Raw genomic sequence first — 21,351 nt, forward strand, 5'->3', positions numbered from 1 at the left:
TTTCTGACCGTCGTCGCAATAGATGTCTTTTTCACGTCGAACGTGAAACGTTGTGGTATGGCTACGCATGGCTTTCAGCGCGGTGACGGGGCGGGACGATCCCTCCCGGACGCCATCCCGTTCGATCTGGCGTACTCCTCCCGGCTGAGCTGGGAGCTTGGCTCACGGATCGTCGACGACGACGAGACGAGCCGCCGCGGCGAGTGGCTCCAGACCGACGGGCCGTGGCTGCTCTCGATCTTCCAGGTGACCGAAAACACCGTCGTCATGCGCGTGGAGACCCCGGTCGGGCGGGAACGGTTCTACGGCGTCGCCCAGCAGGACCTCGAGGCGGCGCTGCCGGAACTCGAGTCGGCGTCGAACTGGCACCGACGGGCGTAGCCCGACTGCGCACGATCCGTCGCGTACACCCGGCGGGGGAACGATTACAATCGATCCGCTGGTTGCTCGAGGTATGCCACGGCTCGACGCGACGGATCGGGACCGTATCGCCGCGCTGTTCGATCGCCACCTCGAACTGGGACTCCACCACGGTGCCCAACTGGCCGTCTACGTCGACGGCGAGCCGGTACTGGACCTGGCGGGCGGCCTGACGGGGCCGGATGGCGAGCCGACGACGCCGGCGCAGCGTCACGTCCTCTTCTCCTCGACGAAGCCCTACGCCGCGGTCACGCTCCACAGTCTCGTCGAGGACGGCGAACTCGACTACGACGACCGGGTCGTCGAACACTGGCCCGAGTTCGCGGACGCAGGTACCGAGAAGGCCGAGATCACCGTCCGGCAGGTCTTGAGTCACACGGCAGGGCTCACGCAGGGAGCGATCGACGAGCGGCCGGATCTGTGGTCGGACTGGGAGGCCTGCGTCGAGACGCTCGAGTCGATGGACCCCGTCTATCCGCCGGGCGAGCGCGCCGCCTACCACCCGCTGACGTTCGGCTGGCTGGTGGGCGAACTCGTGCGTCGCGTCTCCGGGACGCCGATCGAGGAAGCCGCCATGCAACGCGTCTTCGACCCGCTGGGCATGGACGACACCGGTATCGGCCTTCGCGACGACGAGGACGACGACGTGGCCGAACTCGTCGCCTTCGAGGCGTTCGATCGCTGTCGCGACCCGGGGGAGGGGCTGGGCGATCACACCGAGGTCGCCGCGCCGTTCAACACCGAGGCGATCCACCGCGCGGTCATCCCGGCCGCGACCGGCATCGGCACCGCCCGCGACATGGCGCGGTTCTACGCCTGCCTCGCCAACGGCGGCGAACTCGAGGGGATGCGAATTCTCTCGGAGGAGATCGTCGAGGAGATGACGGCGCTCGAGGCCGAGACCGACGCCGACGGCACGCTGGGTCGGCCGGGGCGATTCGCGCTCGGCTTCTGGAAGGGTGGGACGACAGCCGATCCCTACGGCTCGCTGACCCCCGAGCGCGTCTTCGGACACGCGGGGCTGGGCAGCAGCGTCGGCTGGGCCGACCCCGACCTGAACGTCGGCTTCTCGTACGTCACCAACGGGGTTCGCGAGGGGTCGTACGAACACGTCGCTCGCGTCCGGCAGCTCGCCGACGCCGTCCGGACGGCCTTGCTGCGGTAGTCCGACAGCTACAGGGGACGTTCCGTCGTCCCCTCGCATATGGGACGGAAGCGACGACTCCTGGCGGCGCTCGCGGGCGCGTTCTGGACGGCGACGGGGTTTTCCCACGTCGTTGCCACGTCCGCGGGCCGGCAATCGGACCGCATCGAGTGGACCGAACGCCGCAACCTCTTCCTGCTGTGTGCGAGCCTCGCAACCAACGCGCTGGCCTTCAGCGTGGCGTATGGCTATCTCCGGTCGGCGCTGAGACGCCCGTAAGCGGTCTCGAGAGACGAGACGCCGACAGCGGAGGCCGAGAGACGCGATCACTCCCCCGACGAAACCCCGTAGCGATGACATTTTACCGGCGGACCGCGAAGGCGGCGTATGGGGTTCGACGCCAAGGAGTTCGTCGCCGACGACCTCTGGCTCCTGATCGGGATGGTCACCTTCGGGCTCGTCGCACTGGTGGGACTCACCGGCATCGAGGCGCTCGCCAGTGCGATCGCGATCGTCGGCTGGTTCGTGCTCGTGCCGCTGTTTCTGTTCTGGGGCGAGGAGCTGGCCGAACTGCTGGTAGCGGACCGCGACGAACGGGACGCGAGCGACGACGAGCGATCCGACGACGCGCTCGAGGCGCTCAAACGCCAGTACGCCGAAGGGAAGATCGACGACCGCGAGTTCGAACGCCGCCTCGAGCGCCTCGTCGGCGTCGACGACGCGCTCGCGGACGTGTTCGAGGACGAGTCGAACGAGATCACGCGAGACGACGCGCTCGAGGCCCGAGACGGCGACCGACGTGACCGAGCGTTCGAACGGGAGCGATAGCCGCCACTACGGAAGACGTACTCCGGTGGCGAAAAGCGGTGAACGATGGCAGGCGCGGGCGTCGCCGATCAGGCACCCGCTGACTCGAGCGCCTCTTCGATGTCCTCGCGCTGGGTTACGCCGACGAACCGTTCGACGACGCCGTCGTCGTTCTCGATGATGAGGGTCGGCAGCGAGCGGACCTGGTACTCGTTGGCGACGTCCTGTTGTTCGTCGACGTTGATCTTCTCCACTTCGAAACGCCCCTCCCAGTCGTCCTCGAGCTCCTCGAGGATCGGGTCCTGGGTCTTGCAGGGGCCACACCAGTCAGCGTAGAAGTCCTTGAGTGTGACAGTCATGCGGTTCATCGCTAGTTGCCACGCGCCGCGCATAAGGGTTTCCCAGTCGGTTTTCTATGGTACGGCGACACGTCTCGTCGGGCACCGACGCCGCCCGACGACAACGGTGGGGATCGTTCTCAGACGGTGGCTAGCACCCCCCGGGAATTTATCGGCGTGAGTCGAACCTCGAGCCATGTACGATACCGTACTGGTGCCGACGGACGGCAGCGAGGCCGCGACGCGGGCCGTCGAACAGGGACTCGCCATCGCCGACCGGTTCGACGCCACGGTACACGTCCTGTTCGTCGCCGACGTGGACGAGCGGACGCCCTGGGACCTCTCGGAGAGCCAGCCGGCCGAATCGATGCGAGAATACGGCCGGAACCTCACCGACGGCGTCGCCGAGCAGGCACCCGCGGACCTCGAGGTCGTCCCCGTCGTCGAAGCGGGCGACCCCCGGGAGGAGATCCTCGCGTACGCCGACGAACACGGCGTCGACGTGATCGTGATGGGGACTCGCGGGCTGAGCGGCATCGATCGCTTCCTGCTGGGCAGCGTCGCCGAACACGTGATGCGAAACGCCGAGTGTTCGGTCCTCGTCACCCGCGCCGACGACGACGAGCGACCGGTCGAGACGGCCACGGCGGCGCTCGAGGTCGCCCGAGCGGAACTCGAATCGGCCGAACGCATCGATGCCGAGACGCTACGGATCGACGACGACCCACACGAGATGGGCGGCTACTGGATCGTCAGCGCCGAAACGGACGAACGGGCGTTCAACGTCCACATCTCGAGGGCGACCGGGACCGCGCGAATCGCCGACGTGACCGGGGAGTAGCGTGTCGGTGGCTGAAACCGACCCGGGTTCTGCCCGCTCGCAGTTCGGTCGGCCTCGCGAACGCCCCGTCGTATACTAGCAGCCACCAGTCAGTACCCACCCGATCGCGTCCCGACGCCCCTCGCGGAACGCGACCCCATCTCGAGTGTGATCGGCGTGTACAGTGGGTTGTCCGGGAGTATCACCCGTCCGGATCGAGGGTCGACAGCGTGAACCCCCAGGTCACGTCGACGTCGTCGTCGCCGAACCCCTGTTCGAACGCGTACCCGTCGCCGTCGCGTGGCTCGTCCGTTTCGGGGTGAGTGGTAACGACGAACCGTCTGGTACTCGTCTCGCCGGGATCGAACGCCGTCGTGGCTCCGCCCCAGGCGATCGACTCGTGGGGGAGGAATGCGGGCTCCCACCAGCCGGCGTCGGTACGGTCGACGAATCCGGGTGCGAACGTCTCCGCAGGGAGGAGCACGAGCCGGCGGCCCTCGGGTCCGAGACCGACGGTGGAGCCGAACGGCCAGCGCCCTATCGACGCGATCAGCGACCGGTCGTCCGTGACGTTCTCGAACGTGATCTCGATCAGGCCCGGGTGGGTGTCGGTGACCGGCTCCAGTACGTCGACCGTGAACTCGCCCATGAACGCCTCCGGGAGGTCGACCTCGTCCGCGACTGCGAGATCGTGAACGACCTCACCCGGGGCCGTGCTATCGCCCGCGAGTTCGACGGTTCCCGTGATCTCGAGTTCCCACCCGTCGTGATCGGTTCCCCATTCCCCCGGAGTGAGGACGTGGCTAACGGAAAATTCGTACGTCCCCGGACGGATTCCGTGGGTTTCGTCGGAGAGCGTGTAGCTCTCGCTCACCGTCTCGCCCGGCGAAATCGCCGTCGAGAGACCGATGCTGTTCACCATCCCGACCCCGCGGTGCGGAGTCGTGTGTACGTAGCCGCTCTCCTCGTACGCCGACGTCCAGGCGACGAGCCTGTGCCCTTGCTTCTCGTCGTGGAGCCTGAAGATCCCGAACGGCTCCGGCGCGCCGGTGGTAAACCGCAGCGGTTCGTCGCCCTCGTTCGTCACGGCGAGCGTCACCGACACGTCCTCGTCCGCGTCGATCCGATCGCCCTCGATCGCGAACGAGACGTCCACGGGGGCGTCCTCGTTCACCGCGACGTCCCACTCCGCGTCGACGTCGAAACCGCCCATACCGAACGGGAAATCGCTGCCGACGTAGCACGGTTCCGGTGGCGTTACACTTCGATCCGGGATCGGTTCCGCGTCCGATTGCCAGACGCCGGCCCGGCCGTCCCCCGACCCGATCGCCACCAACCGACCGCCGACGCTCACGTAGAGGGTCCCGTCGGCGACGGCGGGGCTGCCCACCGGCCACTGGAACCGAAGCCACCACTCGATCTCGCCCGTCTCGCAATCGAGCGCGTAAACTCGATAGCGGGTAGCGACGTAGACGGTCTCCGCGGTAGCGACGACGCTTCCGGCCTCCAGCGCGTCGTCGTCTCGACGCCACTCGACGTCCCCGGTCGCCGCGTCGACCGCGAGCGCCCGCGATACCCACTGTTCCCCGTCCTGCTGTCGACCCGTGAGGTAGAGCGTTCCGTCGATCGTCGCGGCGTCGGTGGCCCGGAAGTTCCCCTCGAGCGTCCACTTGCGGTCCCCGGTCGCGGCGTCGTGGGCGAACAGGCCCCCCCGCGTGGCGGTGAACACCATCCCATCCGAGACGGTCGGTGGACTCCCGGCGCGATCGATCGTCTCCTCCCACTCGGTGTCGCCGCTCTCCGCCTCGAGGGCAACCAGGTTGTCGTTGCCGACGACGAAGACGCGGCCGTCGGCTACTGTCGGTGCCGTTAGCGTGTGAACGTCGCGACGCCAGCGTTGCTCACCGTCGTCGGTCTCGAGCGCGACGACGGGGCCGCCGCCACCGGAGCAGGCGTAGACGGTGTCCCCGTCGAGGGCGAGGCCGCGCGTCGTGTCCGTCGGGTCGGTCCACACCTGCTCTCCCGTCTCCGCGTCGAGCGCGTAGACGCCGCCCGCCGACGCGTACACGGTTCCGTCTCCGACAGCGATCGCTCGTTCGACGTCGTCGTCGATCGGTGCTTGCCACTGTCGTTCGCCGGTGGTTCGATCGAACGCGAAGATGGCCTGGTTCCGGAGACCACTACCGACGTACACCGTCCCGTCCTCGATAACCGGGGCGGTGGTGAGTCCCCACGTATCGCTCCACCAGCGTACTCGGCCGCCACCGGCCGGACCGGACGCGGTTGCAGCGCCGGTGTGTGCGGCGTCGGCCTGGAACTGCGACCAGTCACCAGGTAGTTCGTCGGAGCCCTCGACGTCACCGAGACAACCGACGAGCAGGCCGGCGGTTCCGGCGCTCGCCCCAGCAAGGAAGGTTCTGCGGCGCATACGTTACACCGACATGTTCGTCTCATAAGTTGTTTCTGAAGGCTCAAACGACGATTGTACCTTGCGTACTACTACCACAACGCATCTCGGCCGACTCGAGTCGACGCGGGCTGGAAACTCCGTTCGTCGATTGCCGAACGAAAATCGCCGCGGTACGACGTGATCGGTGAGACCGTTCGAGCAACCCCGTCGTCACTCGAGCCAGTCGACGAACGACCCCTCGAGCAGCGTCTCGCGCTGGCGCTCGACGTACGTTCGTTGCATCGCCGTGATCGCCTCGGCGAGCGAGGCACCCGACTCGAGGTGGTCGCGGATCCGGCGTCGCTTCCACGCGGCCGGCGTCGTTTCGCGCTCGAGACGGCCCTCGAGCGGGGCGAGGTAGCGGTCGATCGCCGCCGAGCCGATGCCGCGGGTCTCGAGGCCGTCCCTGGCCGCCGCGAGCAGTTCGTCGTAGATGCGCTCGCGGTCGGTCGTCCGATCGCCGTCGGCGTCGATCCAGACGAACTCGGCGTCGAACCCGTCCCGCACCGCGTTGTAGAAGTTCTCGCGGGCCCGCTCCCACTCGAGGGTCGCGACGGGGTGTTCGCGTCGCGGGAGGCTCTCGAGCAGGCCGGCGACGGCCGCGAGGAAGGCGACGCTGTCCCGGACCGTCGGCTGGGCCGGCAACGGGCGGAACTCGATGCGGGCGTTCGCCGCCGACTCGGAAGGCGCGTCGAAGACCGGCCGGATCCACCGCCAGTAGCTGCCGTGTTTGTACCGCAGGTGGCGGTACCGATCGTCGAACCGATCCCGGGGCGCGAGTTCGGTCGGCACGATCGGCGGATCCTCGGCGATGCGGTCGACTGCCTCCTCGACCGTCTCGAGGTCCCGGGGGAACCGAACCTTCGCCGGCGGCCCGTCGGCCGGGTTCGACGCGTCGTCGGTCGGGTTCATCACGCGCTCGAACACCGGAATGCGGTGTTCCATCCAGCCGTCCGCGAGGACATCTCCCCCGGTCGCGTCCGCGTCGTAGAAGTCCGGCGGGAACACCGGGGAGTTGACGCCCAGCGCCAGCAACGGTCCCGCGACCCGGATCGCGTACCGAAAGTACTCCGGCAGATCCGGCGCGTGGGGGACCTGGTAGTGGGGCTGGATGGAGGTGATGAGCGACTCGAGGCCGACCGTCTCCGCCGAACAGTCGACGTGTGGTGCCTCGAGTACCATCCCGGCCGGATAGTCGGCGTTGCTCATCGCCTGGTAGCGCGCGACGCCGCTCATATTCGTCGAGATCGTCAGGCCGTCGCGCTCGACGGTGTCGGTGAGGTAGTCGCGCGCCGATTCGCCTGTCGGCGGGACCGTCCAGAGGCCGTCGCTCACGAGGTCGATCCCCTCGGAGCGGGTCTTTGCCCGAGCGGCCGCGAGCCGCGCCTGTACCTCCCGTTGCTGGGCGGCCAGGCCGTACTCGTTCAGCGGCTGGGGGCTCGTGTTCATCTCGGCGTTGTGCAGCCCCATCTCCGCGTCGAACCCGATGAACGACAGCAGCCACCGGGGGACCCGCGCCAGCGAGGCGTCGTTCCGGTCGACGCCGTAGAACTCGTACTCGAGGCCGACGATAGCCTGCGGATTGTCGAACCGGCCGTCGCGAAGGTCCTCTTTGAGCCGTCTCGCCTCGGCGTCGACGCGCTCGCCGAAGCGCTCGGGGTCGGTCCCGATCGTCTCCCTGACGTCGTCGACGAGGTCCGAGTCGATCATGGCCCTCACTCCGTTCGTTGGTGCGAATCGATATTCAACGTATTCGTCGCGTCCGGACGGACGGGGCCATCAGGCCCGTCGACTGGATCGAGGAGTCGGTTTCGAGTCAGCCGTCAGTTCGGGTCCTCGAGGATGTGCCGGAGCGCGATCGCGGTCGAAAGGTTTAGTTCGGGGCTCACGTAATAGCGGATATGGATCGAGGACAGAACACTGGCGGCCTCATGTCCAGTGCCGGACTCGTCCGGTACTTCGACTCCGAGGACTCGAACGCGATTCACATCAACCCCAAGACGGTCATCGCGACCGGCGTCATGCTGGGCGTTCTCGTCCAGTTGCTGACGTTCGTCGCGTAGCCCGATCGATAGTCCCCGTTCTCTCAGCTCGTTTCGGTAACGATAGCCGTTGCTGTCTGTAGCAGCCACTGAAAGCCGATGTATACTCGACCGAACGAGGCTGTGCGTGTATACTCGACCGAACGAGGCTGTGCGTGTATACTCGACCGAACGAGGCTGTGCGATCGGTTGTAATTCGTATCTGTTGTTTAGAGTACGCTCTCACGAGTCAGTCGGCCGTTCGAGCCTGGCAGAACGTCGAGTGAACGCTCGCCGACAGCCGCAAGGCGTCGTCGGACCGGCGACCGGCTTCAGGCTTCGTCGAACCGGTAGACGTGGTTGACGTCGGCCACGTAGAGCGACCCGCCGGCGATCACCGGTTCGCAGTTCGGGGTACTGCCGATCGTCTCGTGCCACTGCTCGTCGCCCGTGTCGCAGTCGAGGGCGTGGACGTGACCGTCGCCGCCCTCGACAGCGGTGACGTAGGCCGTCTCGTCGGCGACGGTGACGGCGTGCCCGATGTCCCTCTCGTCGTCGATCCCGAGGTCGAACTCCCAGTCGAGAGTGGCATCCGCTTCGGCGTCGATGGCGATCACGCGGCAGTCCCGCAGACCGACGTACACCGTTTCGCCGTCCCACGCGGGGTTCATCCACGCATGCGCTCCGTAGCTATCCGTCTCCCACAGCGTCTCACCGGTCTCGGGATCGACGGCACCGACGCGGTCGTCCACGAAGTAGAGTTCGTCGTCGGTGGCGATCGGACGACGTGTGCTCGGGGCCGTTCGTTCGGACCACTGCCGCTCGCCGCTCTCGAGGTCCACCGCACGCGCCCGGACGGACCTGTGGTTGAAGTAGGTCGTCCCGTCGACCACGACGGGATCGGTCCACGTGTTGTCGTCCGACTGCGTCCGCCACCGTTCGGAGCCGTCGTCGGCGTTCAGGGCGAGCAACGTCCCGTCCCAGATTCCCGCGAGCACGGTTCCCTCGGCCACGGTGAGCGATCCGTGGACGGGGTTGTCGGTCTCTGTGTCCCACAACTCCTCGCCGTCCTCGGTGTCGAACGCGCGGACGCCTGCCTCGGTGCCGACGTAGAGCTGACCATCTACGACGGCCGGCGCAGCGCTGTTGGTCGCGGGCAGATCGGCCGACCACTCCGTGGAGCCGTCGTCCAGGGCGACGCGGTGGGCGTTCTCCCGCCCGGCGACGAACGCCCCGCCGTCCGCAACGACGAGTCCGCGCTTGGTTCCCACCTCGGATTCCCACCGCTGCTCCACGTCCGACGTCGGACCGGCGGCGTCCGTCGATCCAGTGTTTCGGAGGTCGTGACCGGCCATCGGCCACTGGCCGCCGGCGACGCCGCCGTCCCCGGTGCTGCCGCTGAGGCACCCGGCGACGCCGAGCGCACACGCTGTTCCCCCCAGGCGTAACAACTCCCGTCGATCGTACTGCGGCACCATAGTCAGGACAATTGACATCTTCAATAATAAGCTAGGTGGTTACAGACGATAACAGACAGGAATGTAATAGGGCGATACGTTTCGCGTATCACCTCGGGATTCGAATATCGGTTCAAGAAGGGTTCTTCCGCCCGTTCTGGAAGAGGTGATATCACACTCGGTCGCCGACCCGGACGGGATCGGCCTCCAGCTCGTCGCCGCGTGACGACCGCACGACGCGCACTTTTTGAGCCACCCGTTCCTACGGCCGCGCATGGTACTGACAGCGGGCGTCGTCGCCGTTCAGGGCGACGTCGACGAACACGCCGACGCCATCGACCGCGCCGCCCGCGAACGCGGCCTCGAGGTCGAGATCCGGGAGATCCGCGACGCCGGGATCGTTCCCGACTGCGATCTGCTCGCGATGCCCGGCGGCGAGTCGACGACCATCTCGCGGCTGCTCCACCGCGGGGGGATCGCCCCCGAGATCCGCGCGCACGTCGCCGCGGACAAGCCGCTGCTGGCGACCTGCGCCGGGCTGATCGTCGCCTCGAGCGATCCGAACGACGATCGGGTCGACGAACTCGGCCTGCTCGACGTCGGCGTCGAGCGCAACGCCTTCGGCCGCCAGAAGGACAGCTTCGAGGCCCCGCTCGACGTCGCGGGACTCGACGAGCCCTACCCGGCGGTGTTCATCCGCGCGCCGGCCATCGAGTCGGTCGGCGACGCCGCGGTGCTGGCGACCTGGGACGACCGTCCCGTCGCGGTCCGGGACGGTCCGGTCGTCGGTACCGCATTCCACCCCGAGTTGACCCCAGACAGCCGGGTTCACGACCTGGCCTTCTTCGGGAACGACGACGCGACGGTGCCGGCGCTCGAGGACGCCGCGTAGCCGCCGGTCAGGAAATCCTATCGATGAGCCTGCAGGAACGCCTCGAGTTCCGGGACCGCGTCCGTGGGGTCGCGATACTCGGTCACCGAGACGGCGTCGTTGCCCCGGATCATCGCCGAGAGGTCGTGGTCCGCGTCGGGGCGATAGAGACAGTGAACGGGTGTCTCCCAGGCGACCGCTCGCCCGACCTCGTAGCCGACGCCGAGGCTGGGGGTCGTCACTTCGGCCACCACGACGTCGGCCTGCCGGAGCCAGGCGACGTCCTGGTCGTGGATCTCGTCGTCGGTGAGGCCCGCTTCCGCCTCTTTCTCCTGGACGTTCTCCGTCCCGACGTGTTCCGTCAGCACCGTACCGTGGTCCTCGAGGACGTCGATCAGGCGCGCGTAGATATCGACGTCGGAGCGACCGCCCCGGATCGACCCGCTGAAGAAGATGTCCATGCCGGCCATCTGGCTCTCGTCGGCTAATTATCGTTTCGATCCGATCGCCTCGCAGCCGACGCGTGACGGGCGAGCGGGCGGATTCGCACGGAAGCGGCCGGCGAACGCGTCCGTGCATGCATTCGCGACCGGACATGTTTTTCATCTTCGCCCCCGTCGGTCCGGATATGCAAGCGTCGATAGACGCGGTCCGCGTCGCGGGAACCCCCCAGGGCCCGGTGCCGGTGGTCGTCCTGGCGGTGGAGGGAGAGGACGACGTCGTGCCGATCTTCATCGGCTTCAACGAGGCGACCAGCATCGCCCGCGGCCTCGAGGCCGAGGACATCGGGCGGCCGCTGACCCACGACCTCCTGCTGGACGTGATGGAGGAACTGGGCAGTCGGATCGACCGCGTCGTCGTCAGCGAGATCGCCGAGCGTGAGGACGGACAGGGCGGAACCTACATCGCCGACCTCCACGTCGAGACCCCCCGCGGCGAGACGGTGATCGACGCCCGGCCCAGCGACTCGCTGGCGCTGGCGGCCCGCACCAACGCCGAAATCGAGATCACCGAGGACGTCTTCGAGGACGGCCGAGACGACAGCGAGAAGTTCGACCAGTTGGAAGACATCCGCAACGTCTCCGGTGAACTGTAATGGACGACACGCTCGAGGAGTTGTTCGACGTCATCGAGGATCGCAAGGAACGCCTGCCCGAGGACTCCTACACCGCCTCGCTCTTTACCCACGAGAAAGGCGAGAACGCCGTGCTCGAGAAACTCGGCGAGGAGACCACCGAACTCGTCCTCGCGGCCAAGGACGACGATTCCGACGAGATCGCCTACGAGAGCGCCGACATCGTCTATCACCTCCTCGTGCTCCTCTCGATGAAGGGGATGGAGCTCGAGGACCTCGAGGCCGAACTCGAGGCTCGTCGCTGATCGTCGTTCGGCTTTTCACGCTCGTCTCCTGTTCGCACAAAACACATTAGCGGCGCGCCCGAACGGACCGGTATGCAGCGACGAACGGTCCTCGCGACGGCCGGCCTCGCGGTAGTCGCCGGCTGTCTCTCCGAGCCCTCCCCCTCCGAGACCGAATCCCCCACCGCCGAGAACGACCCCTCCGAGTCCGAGCGCGACGATTCCGAGAAAGAGACAGACGCCGACGAAGACGGGGCTCCCGACACCGACGACGAACCCTCGACGTTCGACGCGACGCTCTCGTTCCCGTCGTACGTCCTCGGGATGGACGAGCAGTTCGCCGACGAGGCGAGACCGAACCAGATCGTCGCCCTCGAGGACCTCGAGGCCCCCGCCGCTGACGCCGTCGAGGCGGCCATCGACGACGGCAGCTACGAGACCGAGACGGCCGACGACGACCTGCTCGAGGGACTGTTCGGCCTCCAGTACGTCGACCGCAACGGGACGGTCTACGACGTCGAGTACACCATGCCCGAATACGTCGTCTCGGGGCACGACGTGGCCGAGAGCGAGGTCGATCCCGACCGAACGATCTCCGCGATGGACGACACCATTCGCATGCTCGGCGTCGACAACCGCGAGATCGTCACGGCAGTCAACACCGTTCTCGAGTCGTTCCGGGGACCGAACGGCGAGGGCGGCGCGAGCGGTCACGACTACCGGGCGACCGTGCTGGACGAGCACCTCGAGTCGTTCCTCGAGGAGTACGACTACGTCGCCTACCCGGACGACGGCGAAGACGGCCGCGAACCCGAGGGGTACGTCGAACTCGAACTCGACCACGAGGATCCGGGGCCGCCCTACACCGTCACCGCCTCGCGGATTGCGGACGAGCAACGGTACGGCCGCCCGGTGGTCGACGTCGGGACCTACCCCGACCCGGCCGCCGACGCGCTCCGCGTCGCCGCCGACCGCCGATCCCTCCGGACGGACGAACGCCCCGAAGGGATCGACGTCGCGCTCGAGGACGACGCCTACGTCCGAATCGACGGCGACGTCTACGATCCCACGCTCGAGACCGTCGACCACGACGCCGTACCGGTCTCGCTCGAGATCACGGACGTCGACCCCGAGGAGCGGACGTTCACGCTCGAGGTCGGGTCCGACGGAGAACCGGCGACCCTGTTCGGTGGCGCACCGAAGCCGTTCGGCGTCCTCGGCGCGCGGCCGGTCGGAGATGGGGACGGCGATGCGAACGACGGCCGGGCGATCCTCTGGACCGACAGCTACGAGGAAAGCGGCCACGTCCACGTCGGCGAGCGCGACGACGAACCCACCATCGGCGTCAACGACATCGGCATCACCACTCTCCTCGAGCCCGGCGACCCGATGCGCGAGACCTACGAGGTCCGCGAGGAGTGGGGCTTCGAGGCCGGCCGCTACCGACTTGAGGACGCACTGTCCGTCGAGTGGGGCGGCGACCTCGAAGGCCTCGGCGACGGCACCGCGTCCTCGACGTACCCCTTCGTGGTCTCGCTGACAGTCCCCCCGTTCGAGTCGTAATACGGCAGACCGGCGGGATCCTTGCACTCGCCCCGCACACGTTGATACGCGTGTTTGGAGGGAGTGCACCGTATGGCGCTCCAACAGATCGACCACGCGGACGACCACATGCAGGAGTGTATCGACAACTGCCTCGAGGCGACGCAGGTCTGCGAGTGGTGTGCCGACGCCTGCGCTGACGAGGAGGGGATGGCCCGTTGTATCCGCCTCTGTCGGGACGTCGCCGATGTCGCGTCGCTGCACGCCCGATTCATGGCCCGCGACTCCGGCTACCACCGGGAACTCGGCGAACTCTGTGCAGACCTCTGCGAGGAGTGTGCCGAGGAGTGCGAACAGCACGATTACGAGCACTGTCAGGCCTGCGCGGAGGTCCTGCCGAAGTGTGCCGAAAGCTGTCGGGAGATGGCCTCGGCCTGATCGAGGAACGACGCCCGGAGCCGGCGCGTCTCGGGGCAGTGGCGAACGTCCCGAGGCGGTGACGCGCCTTCCGAGGTGGTGATACGCGTCCCGAGGCAGTGGCGTTCGGTCCGATAACCGCGTGCTTCCGGTACGTCGCCTGCCGATTCTCGTACCCCAGCGATTCGGCGTCCGAACGCGCCGGGAGTCAGACGCCGATCGTGACCCGGAACTCGGCACCTGCACAGCGGCGGGACGGGCACGTAGCGCTCAGTGTGATCCCAGACGATGGTTCGATCACGATCACGACGGGAGATTGTCCGGACGTCCGGAGCCGCGCTCGCATTCGGACTCGCGGGGTGTTCGGGCCCCGGTTCCTCGGATCGGAGTCCCGCCGAACCGGCGGCCCCGTTTTCGACCCTGATCGCCACGTGGCGCGGTCACGATCCGGCCACGACGGTCACGCTTCAGTGGCTCGCGCCAGCCGCCGGCCGCGACGAGTCGGTTCCGGTCACCCTCCAACGAGCGGACGGCAGCGGCGACGCGACGGCCCGGACGGACGTGACGCCGTTCGGGGACTCGGATCTGCACCGTCACCGGGCCGACGTGTCCGGACTGGAGCCGGGGACGCGGTACCGCGTCGGTATCGACGACTCGGAGCCGGAGGTCGCCGTCCGGACGGCCCCCGAAGCGGTCACCGAGCCCGTGACGTTCGCCGCGGGCGGGGACGTCGGAACCTCGTCGAACGTCCCCCCGCTGCACCGGCAGGCGGCGTCCTGGGATCCCCTGTTCGCCGTCGTGGGGGGCGACCTGGCGTACGCCGACGGCCGAGACGAGAGCCGGTGGATCACCTTCCTCGAGCACTGGCACGAATACGTCCGGGCCGGCGACCGCCTCGTCCCGCTGGTCGCCGCCATCGGTAACCACGAGGTTCGGGACGGGATGGACGAGTCGCCGGACGCAGCGCCCTTTTTCTATACGCTCTTCGACAATCCGCACCGCGAGCACGCCTACTGGACGCTGGATATCGGGGACGCGCTCTCGATCGTGATCCTGGACTCGGGCCACACGGCCGACGTCGCGGGCGACCAGACGGCGTGGCTCGAGGACGCCCTGGCCGACCGGACGGACCGCGACCACCTGCTGGCCGCCTATCACGTCCCTATCTATCCGTCGGTTAGACCGATCGACCACCGTGGCCGGGAGGAGATGCGCGAACGCTGGGTGCCCCTGCTGGACGAGTACGACGTCGACGTCGCCTTCGAACACGACGATCACGCGTACAAACGCACGCGGCCGCTCGAGGGGGGCGAGCCGAACCCCGACGACGGCGTGGTGTACCTCGGCGACGGCGCGTGGGGACAGGGCACCCGCGACGTACACTCGCCGGACGAACGCCCGTACCTCGAGGTGAGCGAGAGCGAACGCCACGTGATACGCGCGGACCTCTCTCCCGACGGCTCGAGGCGGTTTCGCGCGGTCGATCCCGACGGAACTCGCCTCGACCAGTTCGCATCCGATGCGTCGTCCTGACGGCCTGCAGTCGAGCGTCAGGCGCGTCTTCACGGACTCGAGTGAGCGGTAGACGACCGACGCGCGAGCCGTCCGGCCATCACCGGCCGTCAGCCCCCTGCCCCCGAACCGGCCTGTTGACAGCGCTCGACCCACAGCCGTTCGTACGCCTCGGGACCGACGACGCGGCCGGCGAAGTCGGCCACCGTTTCGACGCCCTCCGACTGACACCACTCGATGCACTGCCGGTAGACGTCGAAATCGTACTCGGTCCGGACCGCCGCGTCGCGCTCGAGCGCCAGCGTCTCCGAACCGGCCAGGAACGCCGCGAACGCCCGCGTGTGGCCGTCCGAGAGGTACCACTCGCCGTCGTGTTCGAACGCGGGCACCGTCCCGTAGTTCGGGTCGTCGCAATCGAACCAGTCGAGAACGGCCGCTAGCTTCTCGCTCGAGAGGTACAACTGGGTGGGTCGGACGTCCTCGATCGGTAGCGTTCGGGCCATCGTCCGCTCGTGCTCGCGGCGTGACGGTATACTTTTGGCCACAACGGCGCGACCAACGCGTATGGACGAGGCGGAACTCGAGCGCGCGGCGGAAGCGATTCGGGAGGGCGATCTCGTGGTCTACCCGACCGAGACGGTGTACGGACTGGGTGCGGACGCGCTCGACCCCGACGCGGTCGAACGCGTCTTCGCGGTCAAGGGGCGCGACCGGACGAAACCCGTCTCCTTCGCCGTCCCGAGCTTCGAGGCAGCAATCGAAGCGGGCTACGTCGCGGCGACCGAGCGGGAACGCGCGTTCGCCGACGAATTCCTGCCGGGTCCCGTGACACTGCTGTGTGAGCGACTGGCGCCGATTCCGGACGTCCTTACCGCGGGTCGGGACCGCGTCGGCGTCCGCGTGCCCGACTGGGAGCCGACCCTCGCACTGCTCGAGGGGGCCGGGCGACCGGTCACGTCGACCAGCGCGAACGTCAGCGGGGAGCCGAGCGCCCGCCGCGTCGACGAGGTGAGTCCCGACGTCCGGGACGAGGCGGTCGTCCTCGACGGCGGCGAGACGCCCGGCACCGAGAGCACCGTCGTCGACGCCTCGAGCGGCGAGATCCACCGCCGCGGTGCGCAGGCCGACGCGATCGAGGCCTGGCTCGAAGACGCCTGACTGCCACTCTCACCTCGCCGGCCAACGGGGGCGTTTGATAATGGCTGACGTGGTCGGTGGCGTATGGCCAGTACCGACCCCGGCGACGCGCCCCGGACGCTCGTCTGTTACGGCTCGAGCGAGGGACAGACCCGGAAGATCGCTACCCGGATGGCGTCGGTGCTCGAGTCGGCGGGCCACCGCGTCCGACTGGTCGACGCCGCCGAGCGCCCGATCGATCTCGACGTCGGCGCTTACGACGGCGTGCTCGTCGGCGCGTCGATCCACGCGGGCCGCCACCAGACCGCCGTCCGGGAGTTCGTCCGCGCCCACACCGGCGTGCTCAACCGCGTCCCCTCCGGGTTCGTCTCGGTTAGCCTCACGGCGGCCCACGAAGACCCCGCAGAACGCGCTCCGGCCGAGGAACTGCTCGAGGGCTTTCTCGAGGAGACCGGCTGGAACCCCGACGCCACGCTGACGGTCGCGGGCGCGCTGAAGTACAGCCAGTACGGCCGATTCAAACGGTTTCTCATGCGTCGAATCGCCGGGAAGGCGGGCGGCGACACCGACACGTCGCGGGACTACGAGTACACCGACTGGGAGGACGTCGACGCGTTCGCCCGCGAGTTCGCGACGCTGCTCGAGTCGGCCGCCGGGTCGACGGGCTGAGGCGGCGGCCAAGGAGCAGGCTTTTCGTTCGCGATCCGAAAAGTATTACCGATGAGTTCGGTCGAGACCCCCCACGAGACCGGTCGCGGTTTCGGTCTCTCGAGTCGCGAGTTGCAGGTGATCGGCGGCGCGAGCGGCCTGATGGCGATCACCGTCGCGCTGATGTACGTCTTCGTCGCGACGCCGCTGGCGACGATCAACGACTCCCTGTTCCGGACCGCGCCGATCGTCGGCGTGCTCGTCTACGGCGCGGCGCTGTTCGTCGGCGAACTGATCGCCGAACGGGGCATCAAGAGCAACGATATAGGAATCGCCTTCGTCGGGACCACGATCCTGGTCTTCGCGTTCGCCGTCTTCGGGGCCGGCGTCCTCTCGTACGCCCCGCGAGCGTTGCAACTGACGATTCTCGGCGTGACGGCGATCGTCACCGCCGTCCTGACGGCCCTGATCTCGGGGTACGTCTACGCCCGCTCGACGACGTTCGAACACTGGGGCCGGTACGCCAACGTGGCCTTCATCGGCGGCCTGGTCGTCATCCTCGTCGGTTCGTTCGTCCTGCAACCGCTGTTGCTGGTCGGGTTCGTCCTGATCTTCCTCGGCTTCCTGTTGCGACTCGGCTACGAGATCTGGCAGGTCCGCGACAGGCGCGACGCCTCGATCGGTCTCCAGACCCTCGGCGTCTACATCGCCGTCGCCGGCGTCTTCGTCCACGTCCTCCAGCTCGTGATGCGGTACGTGCTCTCGCAGGAGTAGGAGACGCAGCTACGCGGTTTCGTTCGCCTCTTCCTCGGACTCGACGACCTCACGGAACGCGTCGAGAATCACCCGTTTCGTCACCGCGCCGCGGGTCACCCAGTGGTTCGCGTAATCGAGCATGTCGTCGTAGATCTCGGGCTTGCAGCCCGCGGCCTTCGGGTGGCCGCCGCCGTTGACCTTGCCCGCGACCTCGTGGCAGCGTTCGAACGCGTCCGTGCCGCGAATGGAGGCGGAGCCGGCGGGTTTGACGATCACCGACGCGTCGGCCCCCTGCTCGCGCATCGCCTCGGCGACCTCGTTCTGCGAACAGCGGCCGTAGGTGATGCCGACCGTGTAGTCGCCGATCTCGCGGAACTCCGCCCGGGAGACCGCCTGCTCGATCAGCGCCTCCTTCTCCTCGCGGCGCTCGGCGATGTACTCCCGGACCCACTCCGGCAGGTCGACGCCGTACTCGCGGACGACCTCGACGTACTCCGCGGGATCGGTCCAGTAGGCGTAATCGGCCAGGTCGTCGCTGCGCGGATCTTCGCGCAGCCAGAGGTCGTGATCGCGCGTGACGGCGGCCAGTTCCTCGTACATCGGCGAGAAGTCGTACTCGAGCGAGCGATAGACGACGTCGGCGGAACACTCCTCGTCGGAGTCGCCGATCACGAGGTCGACGCCGGCCGCCTGCACCGACTCGGCGACCGCGTCGTCCCACTGGTGGTGATCGTACCACGCGACCGAGTCGGCGGTCGCTACGGCCGCCTCGAGTTCCTCCTCGACGTACTCGTACTTATCGGGGGCGAGGTCACACACGTAGAGATCGAGGCCGTCGTCGCCGTACTCGGCGACGCGAGCCAGCGCGTCCTCGACGTCGTGCGGGCTGGCGGGGAGCAGCGCGACGCGGTGGGGCGTGGATTCGGGCTCCGGAAGCGGGTCGTCGCTCTCGGCCGCGAGCGTCGGGTCGGCCGCCACGTCGTCGACGGCGTCGGCAACGGCCTCGTCCTCGCCGACCTCCTCGGGCTCGGGGACGTTCCGGACGTCGTCGTAGGCCTCGCGGAGCAACGCGACGCAGGCCAGGCCGTCGGCGTCCGGGTCGGCGACGACGGCCACCCCGGCCCCCTCGAGCGCCGCGGCGGCCTGTTCGTCCTCGACGTCTTCCTCGAGCGAATCGGGCAGGAAGAAGCCGGTGCCCGGGAGCACCGATTTCCGGGCGATCGGGAGCTCCCCGCTGTCGATGAGTTCGTCGTCCATGTCGAGAAATCCGGGTCGAGGCGGGAAGTAACCGCCGGTCTCCGGGCGACCGTCAGGCGTTCGCAATCGATTCCTCGTCCGCCGCGGCCCCGGCGTCGTCGGCAGGCTCGAGTTGCCGGACCGTCAACACGGGAACCGGCGAGGTGCGGACGACGCGTTCGGCGACGCTGCCCAGCAGGAGGCGGTTCTCGCCGTGGCGGCCGCGGGTACCGGTCGCGACGAGGTCCGCGTCGACCTCGCGGGCGTACTCACAGATTTCGACGGCCGGACGGCCGTCGCGGACCGCCGTCCGTACCTCCCTGTCGGTGCGGTCCTCGACGGTGGCCAGGGCGGCGTCGGCGGTCGTCTCGAGGGCGGTCCGGAGTTCCGTCCGCAGTTGTTCCGGGGAAGCGTCGACCTCGCTGGCGTCGACGACCGAGAGGGCGTGGACCTCGGCGTCGAACCGCTCGGCGAGGTCGAGGGCGACGTCGACGGCCCGTTGCACGCTGTCCGAGCCGTCGGTTGCGACCACGACCGTATCGAACATGCGCGGTGGTTGTCGGCCCGGCGGCTTAAACGCTCGCCGTCACTGGCGAGTACCGCTCCCGACCGGGGCACAGCAGGAGGTTTTTCCCGTCCCGCGACAGAGTGACGGGTATGGACGACAGCGCGCCGGTCGCCGTCGACACCGTCCTCGCGCCGGTCGACGGCAGCGACGAGTCCGCCACCGCCATCGAGTACGCCGTCGCCATCGCCGACCGGTACGACGCCTCGGTCCACGCGCTGTTCGTGCTCGGTCGCGGACTCGTCGAAGGCATGAACGCCGGCACCGTCGACGCGGACGACGTCGCGACCAACACGCGGGAGTTCTTCGAGGGCGTCCGCCGGATCGCCGACGAGGAGGGCGTCCCGCTGTCGACGTCGGTCGACGACGGCTACTCCCCGCGGATCAAGACGCGTCACCCGGGTAACGTCGTGCTCGACACCGCCGACGTCATCGACGCCGACTTCATCGTACTCCCCCGCGAGACCGTCGGCGACCCCGCCACGGAGGTGCTCGAGCAGGCCGCCGAGTACGTACTCGCGTACGCGAGCCAGCCCGTGTTGTCCGTGTAGGGGATGTTATCGTCCGCACAGGGACGGTGACGGCGGACGCGTGGTCGACTCGAGGAGGAAGACTTTTGACAGCCGTCCGAAACGTATCGACCATGCCCCTCCAGACGCGCCGCCGTCTGCTCGAGTTGACCGGCGCGGCCGTCGCCGGCGGCCTCCTCGCCGGCTGTACCACCCGCGGAGCCTCGGCCGACGAACTGGAATCGATCGGGGGAGCGTGGCCCGTCGACGGTGCCGACGACGGTCGGACTCGCACCGTCGAGGACGCGCCCACCGACCCCGATGTGGTCTGGACGACCGACCTCGAGGGCGCTCGCTCGGCCGGAACGTCGTCGGTCGCCGACGAGCGCTGTTACGTGCCGGTCGACGCCGTCTCGGACCTGAACCGCCACCGACACCGGCTACACGCGCTGGACGCGCGGACCGGCGAGGAGCGCTGGCGGGTGCCGCTCCGGGCGGAACTCAACGGACCGCCGGCGGTCGAGGCCGGTCGGATCGTCGTCAGCGGTCGTCCGGAGACAGAGCGGGGCCGAATCGCCGCGTTCGGCGAGCGCTACGGCGACGAGGAGTGGCTCTACGACGTCGACGCTCGCGTGACGGCCCCGCCGACGATCGGCGTCACGACGGTGTACTGTCCCGACTGGGCGGGTCGGGTCCACGCGCTCTCGATCGTGGACGGGGCCGTCCGCTGGTCCCGGTCCATCGGGGACGACGGGAACCGGCAGTTCGCCGGGCCAGCGGCCATCGACGACGACACGCTGTATCTGGGCGCACAGAGCGGACGGACCGGCGTGATCGCCGTCGACGCCGAGACCGGCGACGAACTGTGGTCCCGGTCGACGGGTCCGGTGACCGCCGGACCGGTCGTCGACGGCGACCTCGTCGTCGTCCAATCGCACTCGCTCGTCTCGGCGTTCGACGCCGACGGCACCGAACGGTGGGAGTACAACGTTCCCGAGGCCCGTAGCACCCCTGGCTCGTACCCCCTCGCGGTGGACGACCGCCACGTCTACGTCGCGACTCGAGACCGCCTCCACGCGATCGATCGCCGCGGCGAACGGGCGTGGGCGTACGACACGACCGCCGACGCGACCGGTCCGCCGACGGTCGCCGGAGACGCGGTCCTCCTCGCCGAAGACGGCCAGCTGACGGCCGTTTCGCGAGCGACCGGCGACGCGGAGTGGACCGTCGACACCGACGGAACCGGGCCGGTGGTCACGACGCCGGGAGGGATCTTCGTGCGCACCCCGAACGGACGGGTCACGGCCCTGGGAACGGCCTAACGTGGGTCGAGGGCGGTGGCT

Annotated in this window: 25 protein-coding genes; 17 read left to right on the top strand and 8 right to left on the bottom strand. The window is 68.4% G+C overall.

What is annotated here, in order from left to right; genetic code table 11:
• Positions 1 to 57: 57 nt before the first annotated feature.
• The 4 genes from TX79_RS12390 (at position 58) to TX79_RS12405 (ending at position 2,392) form a co-directional block, all read left to right on the top strand.
• Complete coding sequence (locus TX79_RS12390) at positions 58 to 381, top strand: hypothetical protein (RefSeq protein WP_049927749.1); 324 nt, start codon at positions 58 to 60, stop codon at positions 379 to 381.
• 73 nt (positions 382 to 454) lie between these two features.
• Positions 455 to 1,585 carry a serine hydrolase domain-containing protein gene (locus tag TX79_RS12395; RefSeq protein WP_049927750.1) on the top strand — a complete coding sequence of 377 codons (1,131 nt, stop codon included), beginning with the start codon at positions 455 to 457 and terminating at the stop codon, positions 1,583 to 1,585.
• A 39-nt stretch (positions 1,586 to 1,624) separates the two neighbouring features.
• Complete coding sequence (locus TX79_RS12400) at positions 1,625 to 1,843, top strand: hypothetical protein (RefSeq protein ID WP_049927751.1); 219 nt, start codon at positions 1,625 to 1,627, stop codon at positions 1,841 to 1,843.
• A gap of 108 nt (positions 1,844 to 1,951) precedes the next feature.
• Positions 1,952 to 2,392: a hypothetical protein gene (locus TX79_RS12405; RefSeq protein ID WP_049927752.1), complete on the top strand. Its 441-nt coding sequence runs from the start codon at positions 1,952 to 1,954 to the stop codon at positions 2,390 to 2,392.
• A gap of 68 nt (positions 2,393 to 2,460) precedes the next feature.
• Here the strand turns inward: TX79_RS12405 and trxA are convergent, their stop codons facing one another.
• Positions 2,461 to 2,763 (bottom strand): thioredoxin, encoded by a 303-nt coding sequence (gene trxA, locus TX79_RS12410; protein WP_268257987.1) that lies wholly within the window; start codon positions 2,761 to 2,763, stop codon positions 2,461 to 2,463.
• A gap of 142 nt (positions 2,764 to 2,905) precedes the next feature.
• On the opposite strand from trxA, the gene TX79_RS12415 reads away from it, so the two are divergent.
• Entirely contained in the window at positions 2,906 to 3,550 is a 645-nt protein-coding gene (locus TX79_RS12415; protein ID WP_049927753.1) for a universal stress protein, read from the top strand.
• Between the two features lie 181 nt (positions 3,551 to 3,731).
• Here the strand turns inward: TX79_RS12415 and TX79_RS12420 are convergent, their stop codons facing one another.
• Positions 3,732 to 5,957, bottom strand: coding sequence for an outer membrane protein assembly factor BamB family protein (locus TX79_RS12420; RefSeq protein WP_049927754.1), 2,226 nt, complete (start codon positions 5,955 to 5,957; stop codon positions 3,732 to 3,734).
• A gap of 192 nt (positions 5,958 to 6,149) precedes the next feature.
• Positions 6,150 to 7,688 (bottom strand): hypothetical protein, encoded by a 1,539-nt coding sequence (locus TX79_RS12425; RefSeq protein ID WP_049927755.1) that lies wholly within the window; start codon positions 7,686 to 7,688, stop codon positions 6,150 to 6,152.
• Positions 7,689 to 7,879: 191 nt separating this feature from the next.
• Between TX79_RS12425 and TX79_RS12430 the strand changes: the two genes are divergently transcribed.
• Complete coding sequence (locus TX79_RS12430) at positions 7,880 to 8,041, top strand: preprotein translocase subunit Sec61beta (protein ID WP_049927756.1); 162 nt, start codon at positions 7,880 to 7,882, stop codon at positions 8,039 to 8,041.
• 290 nt (positions 8,042 to 8,331) lie between these two features.
• Here the strand turns inward: TX79_RS12430 and TX79_RS12435 are convergent, their stop codons facing one another.
• Positions 8,332 to 9,477 carry an outer membrane protein assembly factor BamB family protein gene (locus TX79_RS12435; protein ID WP_049927757.1) on the bottom strand — a complete coding sequence of 382 codons (1,146 nt, stop codon included), beginning with the start codon at positions 9,475 to 9,477 and terminating at the stop codon, positions 8,332 to 8,334.
• A gap of 253 nt (positions 9,478 to 9,730) precedes the next feature.
• On the opposite strand from TX79_RS12435, the gene pdxT reads away from it, so the two are divergent.
• On the top strand, positions 9,731 to 10,348 hold the full coding sequence (pdxT, locus tag TX79_RS12440) for a pyridoxal 5'-phosphate synthase glutaminase subunit PdxT (RefSeq protein ID WP_049927758.1): 618 nt from the start codon (positions 9,731 to 9,733) through the stop codon (positions 10,346 to 10,348).
• Between the two features lie 17 nt (positions 10,349 to 10,365).
• Here pdxT and TX79_RS12445 read toward each other — a convergent pair whose 3' ends face one another.
• Positions 10,366 to 10,788 carry a nucleoside 2-deoxyribosyltransferase gene (locus tag TX79_RS12445; protein WP_049927759.1) on the bottom strand — a complete coding sequence of 141 codons (423 nt, stop codon included), beginning with the start codon at positions 10,786 to 10,788 and terminating at the stop codon, positions 10,366 to 10,368.
• A 167-nt stretch (positions 10,789 to 10,955) separates the two neighbouring features.
• On the opposite strand from TX79_RS12445, the gene TX79_RS12450 reads away from it, so the two are divergent.
• The 5 genes from TX79_RS12450 (at position 10,956) to TX79_RS12470 (ending at position 15,178) form a co-directional block, all read left to right on the top strand.
• The gene (locus tag TX79_RS12450) at positions 10,956 to 11,423 is read left to right on the top strand and encodes a bifunctional nuclease family protein (RefSeq protein ID WP_049928385.1); all 468 of its coding nucleotides are present in this window, start codon (positions 10,956 to 10,958) and stop codon (positions 11,421 to 11,423) included.
• Positions 11,423 to 11,707, top strand: coding sequence for a phosphoribosyl-ATP diphosphatase (hisE, locus tag TX79_RS12455; RefSeq protein WP_049927760.1), 285 nt, complete (start codon positions 11,423 to 11,425; stop codon positions 11,705 to 11,707). The genes TX79_RS12450 and hisE overlap by 1 nt, the downstream gene beginning before the upstream one ends.
• Before the next feature lie 72 nt (positions 11,708 to 11,779).
• Positions 11,780 to 13,249 (top strand): hypothetical protein, encoded by a 1,470-nt coding sequence (locus tag TX79_RS12460; RefSeq protein ID WP_049927761.1) that lies wholly within the window; start codon positions 11,780 to 11,782, stop codon positions 13,247 to 13,249.
• 72 nt (positions 13,250 to 13,321) lie between these two features.
• Positions 13,322 to 13,666, top strand: a complete 345-nt coding sequence (locus TX79_RS12465) for a four-helix bundle copper-binding protein (protein WP_049927762.1) — start codon at positions 13,322 to 13,324, stop codon at positions 13,664 to 13,666.
• Between the two features lie 267 nt (positions 13,667 to 13,933).
• Entirely contained in the window at positions 13,934 to 15,178 is a 1,245-nt protein-coding gene (locus TX79_RS12470; protein WP_049927763.1) for a purple acid phosphatase family protein, read from the top strand.
• Between the two features lie 89 nt (positions 15,179 to 15,267).
• Here the strand turns inward: TX79_RS12470 and TX79_RS12475 are convergent, their stop codons facing one another.
• A complete protein-coding gene (locus tag TX79_RS12475) occupies positions 15,268 to 15,660 on the bottom strand; it encodes a hypothetical protein (protein WP_049927764.1) in 393 nt (130 codons plus the stop codon).
• Positions 15,661 to 15,721: 61 nt separating this feature from the next.
• On the opposite strand from TX79_RS12475, the gene TX79_RS12480 reads away from it, so the two are divergent.
• The 3 genes from TX79_RS12480 to TX79_RS12490 all read left to right on the top strand — a co-directional run bounded on the left by TX79_RS12480 (position 15,722) and on the right by TX79_RS12490 (position 17,716).
• Positions 15,722 to 16,315 carry an L-threonylcarbamoyladenylate synthase gene (locus tag TX79_RS12480; RefSeq protein ID WP_049927765.1) on the top strand — a complete coding sequence of 198 codons (594 nt, stop codon included), beginning with the start codon at positions 15,722 to 15,724 and terminating at the stop codon, positions 16,313 to 16,315.
• A 63-nt stretch (positions 16,316 to 16,378) separates the two neighbouring features.
• A complete protein-coding gene (locus TX79_RS12485) occupies positions 16,379 to 16,963 on the top strand; it encodes a flavodoxin domain-containing protein (RefSeq protein ID WP_049927766.1) in 585 nt (194 codons plus the stop codon).
• Positions 16,964 to 17,014: 51 nt separating this feature from the next.
• A complete protein-coding gene (locus TX79_RS12490) occupies positions 17,015 to 17,716 on the top strand; it encodes a US12 family protein (RefSeq protein ID WP_049927767.1) in 702 nt (233 codons plus the stop codon).
• Positions 17,717 to 17,725: 9 nt separating this feature from the next.
• Here the strand turns inward: TX79_RS12490 and TX79_RS12495 are convergent, their stop codons facing one another.
• On the bottom strand, positions 17,726 to 18,955 hold the full coding sequence (locus tag TX79_RS12495; RefSeq protein WP_049927768.1) for a DHH family phosphoesterase: 1,230 nt from the start codon (positions 18,953 to 18,955) through the stop codon (positions 17,726 to 17,728).
• Between the two features lie 52 nt (positions 18,956 to 19,007).
• Positions 19,008 to 19,481 carry a universal stress protein gene (locus TX79_RS12500; protein WP_049927769.1) on the bottom strand — a complete coding sequence of 158 codons (474 nt, stop codon included), beginning with the start codon at positions 19,479 to 19,481 and terminating at the stop codon, positions 19,008 to 19,010.
• 110 nt (positions 19,482 to 19,591) lie between these two features.
• Between TX79_RS12500 and TX79_RS12505 the strand changes: the two genes are divergently transcribed.
• Positions 19,592 to 20,050, top strand: coding sequence for a universal stress protein (locus TX79_RS12505; RefSeq protein ID WP_049927770.1), 459 nt, complete (start codon positions 19,592 to 19,594; stop codon positions 20,048 to 20,050).
• 92 nt (positions 20,051 to 20,142) lie between these two features.
• A complete protein-coding gene (locus tag TX79_RS12510; protein ID WP_081655560.1) occupies positions 20,143 to 21,330 on the top strand; it encodes an outer membrane protein assembly factor BamB family protein in 1,188 nt (395 codons plus the stop codon).
• Positions 21,331 to 21,351: the final 21 nt, after the last annotated feature.

The sequence above is a fragment of the Halopiger goleimassiliensis genome (assembly GCF_000455345.1).
Lineage (GTDB): Archaea > Halobacteriota > Halobacteria > Halobacteriales > Natrialbaceae > Halopiger_A > Halopiger_A goleimassiliensis.